The following is a 17,775-nucleotide window of genomic DNA, read 5'->3' on the forward strand; positions in this document are numbered from 1 at the left end:
GGCGTGGCGGAACGGAAGGCGCGGCGCGCGCGGCGGGTCAGGCGCGTGCCGTACGCGGCGGGCGTCGTGCTCGCCAGCGGCGCAGGCACCCGCGTCGGAGCCGCCATGAACAAGGTCTACCTCCCGCTCGCGGGCCGCCGCCTCGTGTCGTGGTCGCTCGGCGCGTTCGCCCGCGTCCCCGACATCGGCGCGCTGGTGCTGGTCGCCCGCCCACAGGACGGCGAGCTCGTGGACTGGGTGCTCGACCGCGAGGTCGACGGCGCCGAGGTGGAGGTCGTCTACGGCGGCGAGACCCGGCAGGAGTCCGAGCTGCGGGCCCTGCGGCACCTCGCGAGCCGGATCGACGACGGGACGGTCGACACCGTGCTGCTGCACGACGCGGCCCGCCCGCTCGTGAGCCCCGCGCTGATCGCGTGCGTGCTGCACTCGGCGAGGGAGCACGGCGGCGCGATCCCCGGGCTGCCTGCCGAGGACATCGTGGCGGTCGGCGACGACGGCGCCACGCTCGCCGAGCAGACACGCGGCGCGATCATCAGGGCGCAGACCCCGCAGGGCTTCCGCGCGGGCCCGCTGCTGGCCGCCTACGAGCAGGCCGCGCGGGAGGAGTTTCTCGGCACCGACACGGCGTCCTGCATGGAGCGCTTCTCCGGGCTGCCCGTGCACTGGGTGCGCGGAGAACAGCAGAACTTCAAGATCACCTACCCACACGATCTCGTGATCGCCGAGCAGGTACTCGCGGCGGCGGAGTACCAGACATGAGGGTGAGCATCATGGGGACGGTCGAGTACGCCACGCTGACCTGCCACGACTGTGGTCAGGACACCCGCCACGAGCTCGCGTACGCGGGCAGGCTGCTCGTCGTCACCACGTGCACCCGCTGCGGCAACCGCATCGAACGGGACGTGCGCGACCGATACCTCCGGGACCTGCGGCAGCGGATGGTGAGCAAGCCGAGCCGGATGCTGCGGAGGTTCCGCAGGCACCCGGTCGGCTTCGCCAGCTCGCTGCCGCGCACCACGGTGCTCAAGCCGTGGGAACTGCTGGAGGAGATCCGGCTGGTGTGGAGCGCCGCGGCCGACGCCCGGCGCGCCGAGCGCGACTGAGCCGCCGGGCTACGGGCTCTTGGTCAGGGTCGGGTCGGTCTCGACCACGCCCAGCAGCTCGGTGTCGATCGCCCGCAGCAGGTCCGCGTCGAGCTTCACGCCCGCGGCCTTGACGTTCTCGTGCACCTGCTCGGGACGGGAGGCGCCGATGATCGCCGAGGCCACGTTGCCGTTCTGCAGCACCCACGCCACCGCCAGCTGCGCGAGCGAGAGCCCCGCCTGGTCGGCCAGCGGGCGCAGCCGCTGGACCCGCTCCAGCACGTCGTCGTTGAGGAAGCGCTTGACGAAGTTCGCCCCGCCCTTCTCGTCGGTCGCGCGCGAGCCCTCGGGCGGGGCCTGGCCGGGCACGTACTTGCCGGTGAGCACGCCCTGCGCGATGGGCGACCACACGATCTGGCTCATGCCCTCCCGCTCGCAGGCCGGGACGACCTGCTCCTCGATCACGCGCCACAGCATGTTGTACTGCGGCTGGTTGGACACGAACGGCACCTTCAGCTCGCGGGCGAGCGCGGCGCCCCTGGTGATCTGCTCCGCGGTCCACTCCGAGACGCCGACGTAGAGCACCTTGCCCTGCCGCACCAGGTCGGCGAACGCGAGCATGGTCTCCTCGAGCGGGACGGTGCGGTCGAAGCGGTGCGCCTGGTAGACGTCGATGTAGTCGGTGCCGAGGCGCTTCAGCGACGCGTGGGCCGACTCCATGATGTGCTTGCGGCCGAGGCCCTTGTCGTTGGGCCCGCCGGGGCCGGTGGGCCAGAAGACCTTCGTCAGGATCTCCAGGCTCTCGCGGCGCTGGCCGGCGAGACCCCGGCCGAGCACCGACTCCGCGGCCGTGTTCGCGTAGACGTCGGCGGTGTCGAAGGTGGTGATGCCCGCGTCGAGGGCTGCCTTGATGCAGGCCTGTGCCTGCTCCTCCTCGACCTGGGAACCGTGGGTGAGCCAGTTCCCGTACGAGATCTCACTGACCGAAAGGCCGCTACGGCCGAGACGACGAAACTCCATGGCCCGAAGCCTAGCCACGAATGGTTCGCAATGCTAACGACCTGGAGCGGCTCCAGCTCGCCGCCGAGAGGGAGCAAGGGAGCTTTACTCCCGTTTTCCGGTAGTAAAGCTCCCTTGCTCCCGCGCTGTCCCGGATTACGGAATCGGGTCGCCCGGCTTGAGGCGGGGCTTGGGCATGCGCAGCTTGCGGATCTGGCTGGCCCTGACGAACGCGTACCAGCCGAGGGCGGCGCCCTTGACGGTCTCGTTGGGGAACCGCTGCCGCACCAGCTTCGCGATCTTGCGGCCGTTGAGGAAGCCCTCCAGCAGCATGCCCAGCAGCATCACCGTGGTGACCAGCGTCGCGTACTGCTGGATGGCGGGTACTGGCACGAGCAGCGACACGAACACGAGGATCGCCAGCGGCATGAACAACCCGAGCACGTTGCGGCGTGAGTCCACCAGGTCGCGCACGTAGGCCTTGACCGGCCCACGGTCGCGCGGCAGCAGGTACCGCTCGTCGCCGGCCAGCATGCGCTCGCGGCGCTCCTTGGCAGCGGCGCGCCGCTCCTCCTTGCTCACCGGGTTCTGCTTGCGCAGCTCCCGGTTCCGCCGGATCGCCTCGCGCGTGGTGCGTGGTGGCGGGGCCACCGGACCCCGCCGCTTGCCCTCGGCCTCTCGCCGCCTGGGCGTCGCCCGGCCCTTGCCCGGCGTGTAGCCCTTCGGGGCGTGAGATTCGCCGCCGGAGTCGACCTCGACGGCGTCGGCCTCGGCAGCGGCCTCTTCAGTACTGTTACGGCGCAGGAACCTCACCTCACCAGGGTATTGCAGTGCTCACCACGCATGTTCAGCCGGTCGAAAGATGTGTCACCATGGTCAGTGGGGAACAGAACGGGACCCGGGCTTGTTGCACCGGTAACCGCCCCTGCGAACAGACCTTGAGGGAGAGTCATGACGACCGCTGAGCAGAACACCGCCGCCGAGGCCGGCGAGACCACGCACGGCGTCATTCTGACCGACGCCGCGGCCGCCAAGGCGAAGGCGCTGCTCGATCAAGAGGGCCGCGACGACATGCACCTGCGGATCGCCGTCCAGCCTGGTGGCTGCGCCGGTCTGCGCTACCAGCTGTTCTTCGACGAGCGGACGCTGGACGGGGACCTGTTCCGCGACTTCAACGGTCTGCGCGTCGCCGTGGACCGCATGAGCGCGCCGTACGTGCAGGGTGCCGAGATCGACTTCGTCGACACCATCGAGAAGCAGGGCTTCACGATCGACAACCCCAACGCGGGTGGCTCCTGCGCCTGCGGCGACTCGTTCCACTGAGCCGCGTTTCGTGCGTTGGAGGGCGCTGGTCACGCATCGTCGTGACCAGCGCCTTCGTCGTTTCCGAGCCCGAACAGCACACAGGGGCCGCGATCGCCATTGATCGCGGCCCCTGTGCGTACCCGGGCCCGTGGGGACCGGGGGGTCAGACGTACTCGTCGAGGTCGGCGACCCGCGCGTGGCAGGCGTCGTCGACCTTCCACGGGGCGGCGGCGGCCACCTGTTCGTGCCTGGGCACCTCCGGCCTCGGGATCTCCGCGCAGTCTGCGATCAGCTCGGCCAGGGTCTCCGGTTCGGTGGCGGTGCTCACATGAGCAACGTAGGCGCTACGGCCCGTGCGCGACACCCTTACCTCTCGGTAGTCTCGCGTTTCGATCGAACCGTTACCCGACTGGAGGACCGGTGGCAGTGAAGGCGCGGATCGCCGTTTCGGGCAGCATCGCGACGGACCACCTCATGCACTTTCCGGGCCGGTTCGCCGAGCAGCTCGTGCCCGAGCAGCTGCACCGGATCTCGCTGAGCTTCCTCGCCGACGACCTCGTGGTCCGCCGCGGTGGCATCGGCGCCAACATCGCCTTCGGGCTCGGTGTCCTCGGCGTCGAGCCCGTGCTCGTTGGCGCCGTCGGCGACGACTTCGCCGACTACCGTGCGTGGCTGGAACGGCACGGCGTCGACACCTCCGGCGTGCACGTCTCCGAGATCGCCCACACCGCGCGCTTCGTCTGCACCACCGACGAGGACCTCTGCCAGATCGCCACGTTCTACGCGGGAGCGATGGCCGAGGCCCGCAACATCGAGCTGGCGCCCGTCGCCGAGCGCGCGGGCGGGCTGAGTCTGGTGCTGATCAGCCCCGACGACCCCGAGGGAATGCTCCGCCACGCCGCCGAGTGCAGGCAGCGCGGCTACACCTTCGCCGTCGACCCCTCGCAGCAGCTGGCCAGGATGGACGGTGCGCAGGTCCGCTCGTTCGTCGCGGGCGCGAGCTGCCTCTTCAGCAATGACTACGAATGGGAACTGCTGCTGCAGAAGACGGGCTGGACAGAGGAGGACGTGCTCTCCCGCGTCGGTATGCGCGTGACCACGCTCGGCGCGAAGGGCGTCGAGATCGTCGGCGCCGACGGCACGTCGCTGCAGGTGGGCGCCGTGCCCGAGACCGCGAAGGTCGACCCGACGGGCGTCGGCGACGCCTTCCGCGCCGGCTTCCTCGCAGGCAGGCACTTCGACCTCGGCCTCGAACGGTCCGCGCAGCTCGGCTCGCTGGTGGCCGTGCTCGTGCTGGAGACCATCGGCACCCAGGAGTGGCTGTTCGACCGCGAGACGGCGCTCGCCCGCCTCGCCGAAGCCTACGGCGCCGAGGCGGCCGACGAGATCGGCGCCGTGCTGCCCGCCTGACCCGTCCGGCCGGTTTCTTTCTCACCCCATGGGATGACAGTTGTTGTCCCAGTCACCTCCCGCTTAGTGTGCGCATCGCGTCGCGAATTTCGTGCCACATCGTGAGCGATGTGCCGTGAGGAGGAACAGACAAACATGGGTGACGACGGAGTCGCCACCGCGATCGAGCTACGTGGCGTCACGATGGCCTACCGGGCCAAGGGCGCCGACTACACCGCGGTGTCCGACGTGGATCTCAGCGTCGGGAAGGGCCGCTTCGTCTCCGTGGTCGGACCCACCGGGTGCGGGAAATCCACGGTGCTCAACGCGGTCGCCGGGCTGCTGACCCCGGCGGCGGGCCAGGTGCTCGTCGACGGGGAGCCGCTGCGAGGGCTCAACCGCAAGGCCGGCTACATGTTCCAGCAGGACGGGCTCCTGCCGTGGAAGACCGTGCTGGACAACGTGGCCTTCGGACTCCAGCTGCGCGGCGTGAGCAAGAGCGAGCGCGCCGACCTCGCCAGGGACTGGATCACCAGGGTCGGGCTCGCCGGGTTCGAGGACGCCTACCCGCACCAGCTCTCCGGCGGCATGCGCAAGCGCACCGCCGTGGCGCAGAGCTGGATCGGCGACCCCGAGATGCTGCTGATGGACGAGCCGTTCGGCGCGCTCGACGTCCAGACCCGCCAGGTGATGGAGAACGAGCTGCTGACGCTGTGGACCGGCAGCGAGAAGACCGTCCTGTTCGTCACCCACGACCTCGACGAGGCGGTCTCGCTCTCCGACGAGGTCGTGCTGCTCTCCGCGGGACCCGCCAGCCGCGTCGTCGGCACCTACGCGGTGGACCTGCCGCGCCCGCGCAACCTGCTCGACATCAGGACCAGCCCCGAGTTCACCGAGATCTACCGGGCCATCTGGTCGGACCTGCGAGACGAGGTGATGAAGACCTATGAGCGCACCAGCGAAGGCGACGCCGTCGGCGCCGAGCGCTGACGCCCCGGCGAAGCGCAGACGCGGCCGCAAACGCAGGCCCGCGGTCCTGATCACCCAGATCGCGCTCGCCGTGGTGGTGGTGCTCGGCTGGGAGCTGTGCTCCCGCAACGGGATCATCGACGAGTTCTTCTTCTCCAAGCCCAGCGACATCCTGTCCCGCGCCGTCGACTGGTTCGCCACCGGTTCGATCTGGGAGCACCTGCGGGTGACCCTCGTCGAGGCCGCGCTGGCACTGGTGATCGGCGGCGTGCTCGGCCTCGTGATCGGGTTCCTGCTCGCGAGGGTCGAGTTCATCGCGGCCGTGTTCGACCCCTACATCAAGATGCTCAACGCCCTGCCGAGGGTGGTGCTCGCGCCGATCTTCCTGCTGTGGTTCGGCCTCGGCATCTGGTCCAAAGTGGCCTTCGGCGTGACCTTGGTGTTCTTCATCGTCTTCTTCAACACCTACCAGGGCGTGCGCGAGGTCGACCGGGTCGTGGTCGACAACGCGCGGATGCTCGGCGCGAAGGAGGGCCAGCTGGTCCGCCACGTGCTCCTGCCGAGCGCGCTCACCTGGATCTTCTCCAGCCTGCACATCAGCGTCGGCTTCGCGATCGTCGGCGCCGTCGTCGGCGAGTACCTCGGCTCCTCCAAGGGCGTCGGCTACCTGATCTCGCAGGCGGAGGGAACGTTCGACACCACGGGTGTCTTCACCGGCATGGTCGTGCTCTCCGCAGTGGTGCTCGTGGTCGATGTCGCCGTCAACCGCGTCGAGCGCTACCTGCTGCGCTGGAAGCCGGTGCAGGCCAACCACATCGCTGGAGGTCAATGATGATCAAGCGGATCCTCGCCCCGGTGCTCGCGCTCGCGCTGGTGCTCAGCGCGTGCCAGGCCAAACCGGGGGAGCGGGCCGAAGGCGGGCAGGTCACCATCGGCGTCGGCGGCCAGCCGCTCCTGGTGTACCTGCCCACGACGCTGGCGCAGCGGCTCGGCTACTACGAGGCCGAGGGCCTGAAGGTCACCCTGGAGGACCTGCAGGGCGGGTCCAAGGCGCTGCAGGCACTGCAGGGCGGCAGCGTCGACGTGGTCAGCGGCTACTACGACCACACGATCCAGATGGCGGCCAAGGACCGCGAGGTGCGCTCGTTCGTCACGATGCTGCGCTACCCGTCGCTCGTGCTCGCGGTGTCACCGAAGGCGAGCAAGCCGATCAACTCGATCGCCGACCTCGCCGGCGCGAACGTCGGCGTGACCGCGCCCGGCTCGTCGACGGACTTCTTCCTCAAGTACCTGCTGAACAAGGAAGGGCTGCCGTCGGACGCGGCGACCGTGCAGGCGGTGGGTGGTGACTCCAGCGCCGTCGCGGCTATGGAGCAGGGCCGCGTCGACGCCGCGGTGATGCTCGACCCGGCGTTCTCCCTGCTGCAGCAGCGCGCGGGCGTCGACAAGGTCAAGATCCTCACCGACACGCGCACCGCCGAGGGCGTGCAGGAGGACTTCGGCGTCGCCACCTACCCGGCGGCGGTGCTGTACTCCACCGGGCAGTGGCTGGAGAACAACGGCGACAACGCGCGCAAGCTCGCCAAGGCCATCGTGCGCACGCTCGAGTGGATCGACCAGCACTCAGCCGAGGAGATCGCCGCCGAGATGCCCGAGGAGTACGCGCAGGGCAACCGCGAGGTCTACGTCGAGGCGATCGGCAAGGTCAAGGAGGCCTACTCGAAGGACGGCACGATCCAGCCCGACGGCGCCGAGGCCGTGCGCTCCGTGCTGGCCCAGTTCATCCCGGAGATCGAGCGGGCGAACGTCGACGTGTCCGGCACCTATTCCAACGACTACCTCCCGGAGAAGTCAGGCTGATTCTTTTCACCGCGCGTAACGGTCGGCAGGACGGCGCGACTGGCCTCTGATAGACGCTAGGAGGAAGTCATGACCGGTAACCTGCTCGAACCCGCGTCCGTGGACGACCTGCGGACGCACTTCAGCGGCCGGGTGGTCACACCCAGTGACGGCGACTACGAGGATGTGCGGAGCATCTTCAACGCGATGATCGTCGCGCGGCCCCAGCTGATCGCCCGCTGTGCCGACGCCGACGACGTCAAGGCGGCCCTGGCGTTCGCGCGGAGCAACCGGCTCGATATCGCGGTGCGCAGCGGCGGGCACAGCGTCGCGGGCGCCTGCCTCGTCGACGGCGGGCTGGTGATCGACACGCGGCCGATGAACGACGTCACGGTGGACTCCGAGCGGGCCACCGTGACGGTCGGCGGCGGAACCAGCTGGGGCGAGTTCGACCGGGCGACCCAGCCGTACGGGCTCGCCACGACCGGAGGGCGCGTGTCCACCACCGGCGTCGCGGGCCTGACGCTGGGCGGCGGGTCCGGCTGGATCGAGCGCAAGTACGGCCTCGCCTGCGACAATCTGCTCTCGGTGGACCTCGTGACCGCCGACGGCCGAGAGGTGACCGCGAACGAGCGGGAGAACCCGGACCTGTTCTGGGCGCTGCACGGCGCGGGCGGCAACTTCGGCGTCGCGACGTCGCTGACCTTCCGGCTGCACCGGCTCCCCGAGTTCTCGATCGCACTGCTGCTGTGGCCCGCAGACCAGGGTCGCTCGATCGCCGGGATCTACCGCGACCTCATGCACAACGCACCGGACGAGGCAGGCGGAGGGCTGCTGTATCTCACCGGACCGCCTGAGGAGTTCGTGCCGCCGCATCTGGTCGGGCACCTGTCGTGTGGCGTGCTCGTGACGTACTGCGGAGCCGAGCCCGCCCTTCGGGAGTTCGCCGCGCCACTGCTCGCCGCCGCGCCGCACGGCCAGGTGATCACCGACATCCCGTATGCCGACCTGCAGTGCATGCTCGACGACCCGCCGGGCTTCCGGAACTACTGGACCGACGAGCACCTGCGGGAGCTGCCCGACGAGGCGCTGGAGCGCTTCTGCGAGCGCGCGTACGACATGGTCGTGCCGTCCGCCTCGCAGTACGCGCTGCTGCCGTGGGGCGGCGCGGTGACGCACGGCCGGGACTGGCCGGGCTTCAACCGGGCCACTCCGTGGGCGGTGCACCCGCTTGGCCTGTGGGAGGACCCCGCCGACGACGACCGGGTGATCGCGTGGGCCCGCAACGTGCGCGCCGACATGCGGCCCTGGTCGAGCGGGGACGTCTACCTCAACTTCATCGGGGACGAGGGCGCCGACCGCGTCGTGGCCGGCTACGGCGAGGACAACTACCGGGAGCTCGCCCGCATCAAGGCCGACTTCGACCCGGAGAACGTCTTCAACCGCTGGCACAACGTCCACCCGGCGGCCCGCTGACCCGCTCCTCTGCAGTGAAGGCCACCATCACTGCGTTCAACGCAGTGATGGTGGCCTTCACTGCAGTCGGGCCGATACGCGGAGCCTCAGAGCTTCACCGGGTACTGGGGTTCCGGGACCTCTGGCTTGATGCGGTTCTCGATGAAGATGCCGTGCCAGAGCATGAACACCAGTAGCGCCCACAGCCGCCTGCTGTGGTCGAGCGTGCCCGCCTTGTGCTCGTCGAGCATCGCCAGCACCGCGCGCTTGTCGAGCAGCTCGTCGGTCTGGGAGTCGGAGATCACGCCGCGGGCCCAGTCGTACATCTCGTCGCGCAGCCAGACGCGAATCGGCACCGGGAAGCCGAGCTTGCGGCGGTTGAGCACGTGTGCGGGCACGATGCCATCGAGCGCCCTGCGCAGGGCGAACTTCGTGGTCTCCCTGGTGATCTTCTGGTCGAGCGGGATCGACGACGCCACCCGGAACACCTCGGCGTCGAGGAACGGCACCCGCAGCTCCAGCGAGTTGGCCATCGTCACCTTGTCGGCCTTGACGAGGATGTCGCCGCGCAGCCACGTGAAGAGGTCGACGTGCTGCATGCGCGCCACCGGGTCCCAGCCGCGCGAGAGGTCGTACCAGGGCGCCGTGACGTCTCCGTGCCCGACGCCCTCCTGGAACGTCCTCAGCACGCCCCGCAGCTGGTCGTCGCGGAAGATCCGCGCGTTGCCGTAGTAGCGCTCCTCCAGCGTCAGCGCGCCGCGCCGCAGCAGGTCCTTGCCCCGCGTGCCCTCCGGGATCCGGGCCGAGACCTTGCCGAGCAGCTTGCGCACGCCGCCCGGGACCTTCTCGAACGGCGCCAGCGACAGCGGCTCGCGGTAGATCGTGTACCCGCCGAACAGCTCGTCGGAGCCCTCACCGGAGAGCACGACCTTCACGCGCTTGCGCGCCTCGCGCGCGATGAACCACAGCGGCACCAGCGCCGGGTCGGCCACCGGGTCGTCGAGGTACCAGACGATCAGCGGAAGTGTGTCCATCATCTCGTCGGCGGACACGGTCCTGACCACGTGCTCGACACCGATCGCCGCGGCGGACTCGGCCGCGACGTCGACTTCCGAGTAGCCCTCGCGCTCGAACCCGGTGGTGAACGTGATCAGGTCCGGGTTGTGCTCCTTGGCCAGGGCGGCGATCGCCGTGGAGTCGATCCCGCCGGAGAGGAAAGCTCCCACCGTGACGTCGGCACGCATGTGCTTGGCCACCGAGTCGCGCATGACCTCGGCGATCTCCTCGTGCAGCGCCGCGACCGGGGCCGCGCCCGACACCGGCTTGGCGATGAACTCGGGGGAGAAGTACCGCTCGGTCTTCAGCTCGCCGCCCGGCTCGACCGTGAACGACGTGCCCGACTCGATGCGGCGGATGCCGCTGTGCAGCGACTCCGGCTCCGGCACGTACTGCAACACGAGGTAGTGCTGCAGGGCCGTGCGGTCCAGCTCCTCGGCGACGCCGAGCGTGCCGGAGAGCTCCAGCAGGCTCTTCTTCTCGCTGGCGAACGCGACCCCACCGGGGCCCGCCGAGTAGTAGAGAGGCTTGATGCCGAACGGGTCACGGGCGCCGAAGACGACCTTGCGCTCGGAGTCCCAGATCAGAAACGCGAACATCCCGCGCAGCCGGCCCACCGCGGCGGGTCCGAGGTGGTGGTAGGCCGCGACGATGGCCTCCGTGTCGCCCTCTGTGGCGAACTTCGCACCGTGCTCGGCGGCGAGCTCCTCACGCAGCTCGAGGTAGTTGTAGATCTCACCGTTGAAGTTGATCGTGTACCGCTGCGGGTTCTCCGGAGGTCCCCAGGTCAGGGGCTGGTGGGAGTGCTCGACGTCGATGATGGCGAGCCGGTTGAAGCCGTAGACGACCTCGCCGTCGGCCCACGTGTCCGTCTCGTCGGGGCCGCGATGCCGCTGGCAACGCAGGGCCTGGCCGACCGACGGCCTGGCGTTCACCGCGTCGTTCTCGCTGGCACAAACCAGTCCAAGCAGGCCGCACACGTGTCTTCACACACCTTTTTGCTCGTCGCAGCGTTCGAAGTCGCCAGTATGCCGGGGGAGGCGCAGGCCACGGCCGGGCGGGTCGCGGACACCCCTTGGGCGGCGAGCTCGGCTATCTCGGCTAAAGTCCGGTGCGTCAGAGTGATCGGGCGAGGAGGCATCGCGGAGTGGGCGTTCCAGAGCGCACCCGGGGCAAACGACGGGGCAAGGTCGCCAAGGTTGCCGCGCTCGCCGGGCTTGTCGCCATCTTGGCGACCGGGTGTTCCGGCGAAGAGGTACTGCGGTTCGGGTGGCCGGAAGGCGTCACGCCTGAGGCCGACCGCATGCGCACCCTGTGGACGTGGTCCGTCATCGCGGCTCTCGCCGTCGGTGTGATCGTGTGGGGCCTGATCTTCTGGACCGTGGCCTTCCACCGGAAGAAGAAGGGCACCGTCGAGGCGCTGCCCCGGCAGTTCCAGTACAACGTGCCGCTCGAGCTGTTCTGCGTCGTCGTGCCCGTGGTCATGGTCTGCGTGCTGTTCTTCTTCACCGCCACCACCGAGAGCAAGGTGCTGGCGAAAGAGCCGGACCCCGACGTGACCGTCGACGTCATCGCGTTCCAGTGGAACTGGGAGTTCGCCTACCCGGAGGAGCCCGAGACCCAGAACGGCCAGCGCATTTCCACGGTCGGCAGCTCGACCGAGATCCCGCTGCTGGTGCTGCCGACGGACCGGACGATCCAGTACAACCTGCGGTCGACCGACGTCATCCACTCCTTCTGGGTTCCCGAGTTCAACTTCAAGCGGGACGTCATGCCGTACCCGGAGAAGAACAACCAGGACAACGTCTTCCAGAACACCATCGACCGAGAGGGTGCCTTCGTCGGCCGCTGCGCCGAGCTGTGCGGCACCTACCACGCGATGATGAACTTCGAGGTGCGGGCGCTGTCGCCGGACAAGTACGACCGCTACATCGAGCTGCGTACTCAGGTCAACGAGGAGTCCGGCCAGCCGAACACCGCTGCGGAGGCGCTCGCCGTCCTGCAGAGTGAGGGTTGCGGCGAGGTGTGCAGCCCGACCGCGACCACGACCAAGCCGTTCTCCACCGACCGCACGCTGCGGACCGCCACCGGCTGAGCCCGCGAGACGGCAGCAACTCCCGCGAAGTAGTCCCAGCGAACCAGTAAGGACACGGCAATGAAGGTCGAAGCCCGGATTTTCGACATCGTCACGGTCTTCGCTTTCCTCGTAGCGATCGTCTACGCGGTGATGACCGGCTACATGACCAACGACGGCGTGGAGCCGATCGGCACGGTCGCGCTGATCCTCACCGGCGCGCTGGCATTGCTCGTGGGCAGCTACTTCCGTTTCGTGTCGCGGCGCATCGAGCCGAGGCCCGAGGACCGCGAGGAGGCCGAGATCGCCGACGGCGCCGGTGAGCTGGGCTTCTTCAGCCCCGGCAGCTACTGGCCCGTGGCGCTCGCCGCCTGTGCGGCGCTCGGCGGTGTGGCGCTCGCGTTCTTCCAGATCTGGCTGCTGGTCCTGGCGATCATCGCCCTGCTGATCGCCGTCGGCGGCCTGGTCTTCGAGTACCACACCGGCCCGAGCCACCACTGAGGCTCCTCCCGCATTACTGCAGTGAAGGCCACCATGCCTGCGTTGAACGCAGGCATGGTGGCCTTCACTGCGCTTGCCTGTGGATTCAACGCTTCCTGGTGGGTGCCATCGCTGCCACCAGTACGGCCAGCATTCCGGCGCCCTCGGTGACGCTCACGCGGTGGTCGTAGGCGAGCACGTCCACGACCACGGCCACCACGGGGTAGACGTAGGACAGCAGGGCCACGGTCGTGGTCGGCAGCTTGCCGATGCTGCTGTACATCAGCACGTACATCACCGCCGTGTGCACGGCGCCGAGCAGCGCGAGCCACAGCAGGCCCCTCGGATCGGCCGGCAGGGGGGTGAACGCCAGTGCCGGGGCCAGCAGCACCGTGCCGACGCCCAGCTGGATCGCGGCGAGCAGGTGCGGCCGCACGTGGCTGAGCTGCTTGGCGATCAGCGACGCTCCGGCGTAGAGCACCGCGGCGCCCAGCGCGAGCGCGACCCCGCCCGCGTTCACCGGCCGCCCGTCCGTGCCCTGTGCGCCGAGTGAGATCAACACCACACCGCCGAACGCGACGGCGGCCCTCGCGAGGTGGCTGCGGGTGACCTTCTCGCGCAGCAGCACCGCAGCCAGCCCCACCAGCAGCAGTGGCTGGGTGTGGTAGACGACCGTGCTGACCGAGATCGACGACAGCGCGTACGAGGCGAACAGCAGCACCCAGTTGCCCACCAGCAGCACGCCGCCGAGCGCTGCCAGACCGAGGTCCCTTCTGCTCAACGCCGCGGGGCGCAGCCAGCCTCGTGCGGCGCACCAGATCGCGAGCAGCACGCCGCCGACGAGGCAGCGCGCGAAGGCCACCGCGGGCGCCTGCGCGCCGCTCTCCAGCACGACCGCGCCGATCGTGCCGGACAGGGCCATGGCCGTTGTCCACCGAAGCAGGGCCGCCCGGTCCAGGGCTTCCGTCGCGGGGGCGGGGGTTGTCGTCGTTGTCATGCCCCCAGCCTCGACCGGCGGCGACGTCACGACGAGTGGCAGAGATGACATGGACCGCAAAACTTGTGACACTGCCTGGATGGGTGTGGAGAAGGTCGCGGTGGTGGTCGCCGGCGAGGTGTCGCCCTTCGAGCTCGGCGTGGCGTGTGAGGTGTTCGGCACCGACCGCTCGGCGTCGGGCATGCCGGGTTGGGACTTCGCGGTCTGCTCGCCTGGTGGCGAACCCGTGCGCAGCTGGTCGGGCTTCGAGCTCGGCGCGCTGTCTCCGCTGGAGCGCGCGGCCGACGCCGACCTGCTGGTGGTGCCCACGTGCGCGCCCCGCACGAGCCCGCCGCCGGACGCCGTGCTCGACGTCCTGCGCGCCGCACCCGAGCGGGGCGCCTGGGTGGCCGGGTTCTGCGCGGGCGTGTTCGCACTGGGCTACGCGGGCCTGCTCGACGACCGGGACTGCACCGTCCACTGGGTCTACGAGCGCGAGTTCACTGAGAGATTCCCCACGGCCAAGATCGACGCGACCGCGCTGTACGCCGAGGACCGGGGCGTGTTCACCAGCGCGGGCACCGTGGCGGCGGTGGACCTGTGCCTGCACCTCGTGCGCAAGGTGCGCGGGCTGGCCGCGGCGACCGCGCTGGCCCGCCGGATGGTCGCCTCGCCGCACCGCCCCGGCGGGCAGGCCCAGTTCGTCGAGGCGCCCGTGCCCGAGGCCAAGGCCTCCGACGACGCGGTGCTCGCCGAGGTGCTCGAATGGATCGAACGCAGGCTGGACCAGCCGGTGACGGTCGCCGAACTGGCCAGGCGCACCGGGCTCGGCCAGCGGTCGTTCCTGCGCCGGTTCGCCGCCGCGACCGGCACCACGCCGCATCGCTGGCTCACCGAGCGCAGGCTCGACCGGGCACAGGGACTGCTGGAGAACGGTGGGCTCTCGGTCGAGGAGATCGCCGTCGCCTGTGGCTACGCCTCGGCGGCGGCGCTGCGGCACCAGTTCACGCGCCTGCGGGGCACGTCGCCGAGCGTCTATCGCAGGGCGTTCAGGGCGCCTTCGACAACTCCACCCAGCGCGTGAGCAGGTTCGCCGCGGCGCCGGAGTCGATCGTCTCCGCGGCCCGGCCGAGGCCGGCCTTCAGATCGGCCGTCAGATCGCCGGATAGGCCCGCGAAAGCGGCGAGGGCGCCGGCCGCGTTGAGCAGCACCGCGTCCCGCACCGGGCCCTGCTTTCCGCCGACCAGCTCGCGTACGACCTCGGCGTTCACGGCCGCATCCCCGCCGCGCAGGTCCTCGGCCGTCGCCTTCGCGATCCCGAGCACGGCCGGGTCGATCGACTCCTGGCGGACGGCGCCCCCCGAGACCACCCACGCCGTGCTCGTGGTCGTGGTGGTGATCTCATCGAGACCATCGTCACCCCGCACCACCAGCACGCTGGCGCCCCGCCGGGCGAACACCTCGGCCAGCACGGGCGCCTTGTCCGCGTAGGCGCAGCCGATGAGCGCGGACGAGGGCTGAGCCGGGTTGGTCAGCGGTCCGAGCAGGTTGAAGATCGTCGGCACGCCCAGCTCCCTGCGCGGCCCGCCCGTGTGGCGGAACGCGGGGTGGAACGCGGGCGCGAAGCAGAACCCGATGCCGAGCGACTCGACCGAGCGCCGGACATCCCCCGGCGTGGACTCGATGCGCACGCCGAGCGCCTCCAGCACGTCGGCGGCCCCGGACTTCGAGGAGGCCGCGCGGTTGCCGTGCTTGACCACCGGCGCGCCGGCGGCCGCGACCACCAGCGAGGTCATGGTGGAGATGTTCACCGAGCCGGAGCGGTCACCGCCGGTGCCGACGATGTCCACCGCCCGGTCGGCCAGCTCGACGCGGTGGGCGTAGGACAGCATCGCGCGCGCCATGCCCGAGATCTCGGCGGCCGTCTCGCCCTTGGCGCGCAGCGCGACGGCGAAGCCGCCGATCTGCGCCGGAGTGGCGGCGCCGGACATGATCTGGTCCATGGCCCACTCGGTGTCGGCCTCGGAGAGGTCCGTCCCGTCGATGAGCCTGCCCAGCACGGAGGGCCAGGTGTGCGTCTCGCCCATGCGGATCAGCCGCGTACGACGGGAACCCGTCGCGAACGCAGCACGTCGGCGACGGTCTCGGCAGCGGTCAGCGGGTCGAGCGGATGCACGAGCACGGCGTCCGCCTGCGACCAGGTGGCGAGCCATCGGTCGTCCTTGCGCCGGACCGCGACCACGATGGGCGGGCAGTCGTCGATCTCGTTCTTGAGCTGGCGGGTCAGGCCGATGCCGCCGGTCGGCTGCGCCTCGCCGTCCAGGATGGCGAGGTCGATCTCGCCCGAGTCCATCTCGGTGAGCACGTCGGCGACGCCTGAGGCCTCCACGTAGCGGACCTTGGCGAGATCGGTGGCGGGCCTGCGGCCCACGGCGTTGATGATCGACTCCCGTACCTCGGGCCGGTGGCTGAAAACCAGGATCCTCAGTGGCTGCGCTGCCTGCTCGGCCATGGTCACGTCCTCCGCGCCTCGATGGTGGATCGGCCCTGATGCTATCGGTCCGGGCCCGTGTCAACCCAGAGGGCCGGAGAGTGTTCCACGACTCTCCGTAGGACCCGCTCTGCGGCGCCGGGCCACGGGGAGACATAATGCGACTCGTGACAACGGCAGCTCCCACCATCAGCCAGCGGGTGCACTCGCTGAACAGGCCGAACATGGTCAGCGTCGGCACCATCGTTTGGCTGTCCAGCGAGCTCATGTTCTTCGCTGGGCTGTTCGCGATGTTCTTCACGGTCAAGGCCCAGAACGACACAGGGCACTGGCCGCCACTCAATCCGGAGACCGGCGAGCCGATCCATCTGGACATCCCGTACGCGCTGCCGTTCACGATCATCCTCGTGGCGTCGTCGTTCACCTGCCAGCTCGGCGTGTTCGCCGCGGAGCGGGGTGACGTCTTCGGCCTGCGCCGCTGGTACCTGATCACGCTGATCATGGGCACGGTGTTCGTGGCAGGCCAGGCCGGTGAGTACGTCACGCTGATCAGCGAGGGCGTGACCATCCCGTCCGGCGCCTACGGCACCGTCTTCTACATGACCACCGGGTTCCACGGACTCCACGTCATCGGCGGTCTGATCGCGTTCGTCTACCTCCTGATCCGGACCCGGCTGAGCAAGTTCACGCCGGCGCAGGCGACCTCGGCGATCGTCGTCTCGTACTACTGGCACTTCGTCGACATCGTGTGGATCGGCCTGTTCGCGGTGATCTACATCATCCCCTGACCACCAGCACAATCGGCCGAACTGACAGCAAGGGTTGCCGCAGAAGATGACCACCAGCAAAGACTCCGCCACCGCCCCGAGGCGGCGTGCGGGGCGCCGCACGAAGTTCCGTCGGCGGATGGCCGGCCTGCTCGCGCTCGGTATCGCGCTGATCGGGGCGGGCGCCCTCTACGCCGTGTTCGCCCCGCAGCCGCAGACGGCGCAGGCGCAGGTCGACCCCGCGCTGCTGCGCAAGGGCGAGCAGATCTACAACAACACCTGCATCTCGTGCCACGGCGCGAACCTCGAGGGTGTCGAGGACAAGGGCCCGAGCCTCATCGGCATCGGCGACGCGGCCGTGTACTTCCAGACGTCCACCGGCCGGATGCCGATGGTCCGTCAGGAGGCGCAGGCCGCCCGCAAGCCCGCCAAGCTGACGCCGGAGGAGATCGACGCGCTCGGCGCCTACATCCAGGCGCACGGCGGCGGCCCCGAGCGGCCCGCGGAGACCGGCGAGGCCCTGCGCGGTTCCGATCCGGCTCGCGGTGGCGAGCTGTTCCGGCTCAACTGCGCGTCCTGCCACAACTTCACCGGCCAGGGCGGCGCGCTCTCGTCAGGCAAGTACGCACCGGAGCTCGCGCCAGCCAACGAGGACCAGATCTACACCGCGATGCTCACCGGTCCGCAGAACATGCCGAAGTTCTCCGACCGGCAGCTGTCGCCGGAGGAGAAGCAGGACATCGTCGCCTACGTCAAGTCGGTCAACGAGGGCAACAGCCCCGGCGGTAACGGCCTGGGCGGTTTCGGACCGGCTTCGGAAGGTGTCATCGCATGGGTCGTGGGCATTGGCGCGCTGATCGGCGCGACCCTGTGGATCGGATCGAGGGCATAGA

The 17,775-nt window shown here is 69.7% G+C and carries 20 protein-coding genes; 13 read left to right on the plus strand and 7 right to left on the minus strand.

Features of this window, described 5'->3' with window-relative positions; translation table 11 throughout:
- Positions 1-3 precede the first annotated feature (3 nt).
- Together ispD and DI005_RS14555 are read left to right on the plus strand one after the other, a co-directional pair.
- Positions 4-759, plus strand: a complete 756-nt coding sequence (gene ispD, locus DI005_RS14550; protein WP_113642456.1) for a 2-C-methyl-D-erythritol 4-phosphate cytidylyltransferase — start codon at positions 4-6, stop codon at positions 757-759.
- The gene (locus tag DI005_RS14555) at positions 756-1,103 is read left to right on the plus strand and encodes a hypothetical protein (protein ID WP_228713890.1); all 348 of its coding nucleotides are present in this window, start codon (positions 756-758) and stop codon (positions 1,101-1,103) included. Before ispD ends, DI005_RS14555 begins: the two co-directional genes overlap by 4 nt.
- Positions 1,104-1,112: 9 nt before the next feature.
- Here DI005_RS14555 and DI005_RS14560 read toward each other — a convergent pair whose 3' ends face one another.
- A complete protein-coding gene (locus DI005_RS14560; protein ID WP_112275023.1) occupies positions 1,113-2,102 on the minus strand; it encodes an aldo/keto reductase family protein in 990 nt (329 codons plus the stop codon).
- A gap of 135 nt (positions 2,103-2,237) precedes the next feature.
- Positions 2,238-2,894, minus strand: a complete 657-nt coding sequence (locus tag DI005_RS14565) for a DUF3043 domain-containing protein (protein WP_112275025.1) — start codon at positions 2,892-2,894, stop codon at positions 2,238-2,240.
- Positions 2,895-3,032: 138 nt separating this feature from the next.
- On the opposite strand from DI005_RS14565, the gene DI005_RS14570 reads away from it, so the two are divergent.
- On the plus strand, positions 3,033-3,404 hold the full coding sequence (locus DI005_RS14570; protein WP_110342446.1) for an iron-sulfur cluster assembly accessory protein: 372 nt from the start codon (positions 3,033-3,035) through the stop codon (positions 3,402-3,404).
- A gap of 145 nt (positions 3,405-3,549) precedes the next feature.
- Here DI005_RS14570 and DI005_RS38565 read toward each other — a convergent pair whose 3' ends face one another.
- A complete protein-coding gene (locus DI005_RS38565; protein ID WP_170200541.1) occupies positions 3,550-3,714 on the minus strand; it encodes a hypothetical protein in 165 nt (54 codons plus the stop codon).
- 92 nt (positions 3,715-3,806) lie between these two features.
- Between DI005_RS38565 and DI005_RS14575 the strand changes: the two genes are divergently transcribed.
- The 5 genes from DI005_RS14575 (at position 3,807) to DI005_RS14595 (ending at position 9,059) form a co-directional block, all read left to right on the plus strand.
- Positions 3,807-4,796, plus strand: coding sequence for a carbohydrate kinase family protein (locus tag DI005_RS14575; RefSeq protein ID WP_112275027.1), 990 nt, complete (start codon positions 3,807-3,809; stop codon positions 4,794-4,796).
- A 135-nt stretch (positions 4,797-4,931) separates the two neighbouring features.
- Positions 4,932-5,765 (plus strand): ABC transporter ATP-binding protein, encoded by an 834-nt coding sequence (locus DI005_RS14580; protein ID WP_113642458.1) that lies wholly within the window; start codon positions 4,932-4,934, stop codon positions 5,763-5,765.
- Positions 5,722-6,576 carry an ABC transporter permease gene (locus DI005_RS14585; protein ID WP_112275031.1) on the plus strand — a complete coding sequence of 285 codons (855 nt, stop codon included), beginning with the start codon at positions 5,722-5,724 and terminating at the stop codon, positions 6,574-6,576. Before DI005_RS14580 ends, DI005_RS14585 begins: the two co-directional genes overlap by 44 nt.
- The gene (locus tag DI005_RS14590) at positions 6,576-7,604 is read left to right on the plus strand and encodes an ABC transporter substrate-binding protein (protein WP_199542799.1); all 1,029 of its coding nucleotides are present in this window, start codon (positions 6,576-6,578) and stop codon (positions 7,602-7,604) included. The genes DI005_RS14585 and DI005_RS14590 overlap by 1 nt, the downstream gene beginning before the upstream one ends.
- Positions 7,605-7,673: 69 nt before the next feature.
- Positions 7,674-9,059 (plus strand): FAD-binding oxidoreductase, encoded by a 1,386-nt coding sequence (locus DI005_RS14595; RefSeq protein WP_113642460.1) that lies wholly within the window; start codon positions 7,674-7,676, stop codon positions 9,057-9,059.
- An 86-nt stretch (positions 9,060-9,145) separates the two neighbouring features.
- Here DI005_RS14595 and asnB read toward each other — a convergent pair whose 3' ends face one another.
- Positions 9,146-11,074: an asparagine synthase (glutamine-hydrolyzing) gene (asnB, locus tag DI005_RS14600; RefSeq protein ID WP_112275037.1), complete on the minus strand. Its 1,929-nt coding sequence runs from the start codon at positions 11,072-11,074 to the stop codon at positions 9,146-9,148.
- 167 nt (positions 11,075-11,241) lie between these two features.
- On the opposite strand from asnB, the gene coxB reads away from it, so the two are divergent.
- Together coxB and DI005_RS14610 are read left to right on the plus strand one after the other, a co-directional pair.
- Positions 11,242-12,189 carry a cytochrome c oxidase subunit II gene (gene coxB, locus DI005_RS14605; protein ID WP_112275039.1) on the plus strand — a complete coding sequence of 316 codons (948 nt, stop codon included), beginning with the start codon at positions 11,242-11,244 and terminating at the stop codon, positions 12,187-12,189.
- Between the two features lie 60 nt (positions 12,190-12,249).
- Entirely contained in the window at positions 12,250-12,669 is a 420-nt protein-coding gene (locus tag DI005_RS14610; protein WP_112275041.1) for a cytochrome c oxidase subunit 4, read from the plus strand.
- An 85-nt stretch (positions 12,670-12,754) separates the two neighbouring features.
- Here DI005_RS14610 and DI005_RS14615 read toward each other — a convergent pair whose 3' ends face one another.
- Positions 12,755-13,645, minus strand: coding sequence for a DMT family transporter (locus DI005_RS14615; protein WP_233520138.1), 891 nt, complete (start codon positions 13,643-13,645; stop codon positions 12,755-12,757).
- A gap of 79 nt (positions 13,646-13,724) precedes the next feature.
- Here DI005_RS14615 and DI005_RS14620 point away from each other — a divergent pair, with 79 nt between their 5' ends.
- Positions 13,725-14,708, plus strand: a complete 984-nt coding sequence (locus DI005_RS14620) for a GlxA family transcriptional regulator (protein ID WP_113642461.1) — start codon at positions 13,725-13,727, stop codon at positions 14,706-14,708.
- On the opposite strand, the gene trpD is transcribed toward DI005_RS14620, so the two are convergent.
- A complete protein-coding gene (gene trpD, locus DI005_RS14625) occupies positions 14,674-15,711 on the minus strand; it encodes an anthranilate phosphoribosyltransferase (protein ID WP_112275047.1) in 1,038 nt (345 codons plus the stop codon). The two genes, DI005_RS14620 and trpD, sit on opposite strands and share 35 nt — an antisense overlap.
- Before the next feature lie 5 nt (positions 15,712-15,716).
- Positions 15,717-16,136 carry a hypothetical protein gene (locus tag DI005_RS14630; protein WP_112275049.1) on the minus strand — a complete coding sequence of 140 codons (420 nt, stop codon included), beginning with the start codon at positions 16,134-16,136 and terminating at the stop codon, positions 15,717-15,719.
- Positions 16,137-16,273: 137 nt separating this feature from the next.
- On the opposite strand from DI005_RS14630, the gene DI005_RS14635 reads away from it, so the two are divergent.
- Positions 16,274-16,903 (plus strand): heme-copper oxidase subunit III, encoded by a 630-nt coding sequence (locus DI005_RS14635; RefSeq protein ID WP_112275050.1) that lies wholly within the window; start codon positions 16,274-16,276, stop codon positions 16,901-16,903.
- Between the two features lie 46 nt (positions 16,904-16,949).
- Positions 16,950-17,774, plus strand: coding sequence for a c-type cytochrome (locus DI005_RS14640; RefSeq protein ID WP_112275051.1), 825 nt, complete (start codon positions 16,950-16,952; stop codon positions 17,772-17,774).
- Position 17,775: the final 1 nt, after the last annotated feature.

The sequence above is a fragment of the Prauserella sp. PE36 genome (assembly GCF_003311655.1).
Lineage (GTDB): Bacteria > Actinomycetota > Actinomycetes > Mycobacteriales > Pseudonocardiaceae > Prauserella_A > Prauserella_A endophytica.

Excerpts from the sequence above, each read along its gene's own strand:
- DI005_RS14555 (WP_228713890.1), top strand. The coding sequence starts at position 756 with ATGAGGGTGAGCATCATGGGGACGGTCGAGTACGCCACGCTGACCTGC.
- DI005_RS14560 (WP_112275023.1), bottom strand. The coding sequence starts at position 2,102 with ATGGAGTTTCGTCGTCTCGGCCGTAGCGGCCTTTCGGTCAGTGAGATC.
- DI005_RS14570 (WP_110342446.1), top strand. The coding sequence starts at position 3,033 with ATGACGACCGCTGAGCAGAACACCGCCGCCGAGGCCGGCGAGACCACG.
- DI005_RS14580 (WP_113642458.1), top strand. The coding sequence starts at position 4,932 with ATGGGTGACGACGGAGTCGCCACCGCGATCGAGCTACGTGGCGTCACG.
- DI005_RS14585 (WP_112275031.1), top strand. The coding sequence starts at position 5,722 with ATGAGCGCACCAGCGAAGGCGACGCCGTCGGCGCCGAGCGCTGACGCC.
- DI005_RS14590 (WP_199542799.1), top strand. The coding sequence starts at position 6,576 with ATGATCAAGCGGATCCTCGCCCCGGTGCTCGCGCTCGCGCTGGTGCTC.
- DI005_RS14595 (WP_113642460.1), top strand. The coding sequence starts at position 7,674 with ATGACCGGTAACCTGCTCGAACCCGCGTCCGTGGACGACCTGCGGACG.
- DI005_RS14610 (WP_112275041.1), top strand. The coding sequence starts at position 12,250 with ATGAAGGTCGAAGCCCGGATTTTCGACATCGTCACGGTCTTCGCTTTC.
- DI005_RS14615 (WP_233520138.1), bottom strand. The coding sequence starts at position 13,645 with ATGACAACGACGACAACCCCCGCCCCCGCGACGGAAGCCCTGGACCGG.
- DI005_RS14620 (WP_113642461.1), top strand. The coding sequence starts at position 13,725 with ATGGGTGTGGAGAAGGTCGCGGTGGTGGTCGCCGGCGAGGTGTCGCCC.
- trpD (WP_112275047.1), bottom strand. The coding sequence starts at position 15,711 with ATGGGCGAGACGCACACCTGGCCCTCCGTGCTGGGCAGGCTCATCGAC.
- DI005_RS14630 (WP_112275049.1), bottom strand. The coding sequence starts at position 16,136 with ATGGCCGAGCAGGCAGCGCAGCCACTGAGGATCCTGGTTTTCAGCCAC.
- DI005_RS14635 (WP_112275050.1), top strand. The coding sequence starts at position 16,274 with ATGCGACTCGTGACAACGGCAGCTCCCACCATCAGCCAGCGGGTGCAC.
- DI005_RS14640 (WP_112275051.1), top strand. The coding sequence starts at position 16,950 with ATGACCACCAGCAAAGACTCCGCCACCGCCCCGAGGCGGCGTGCGGGG.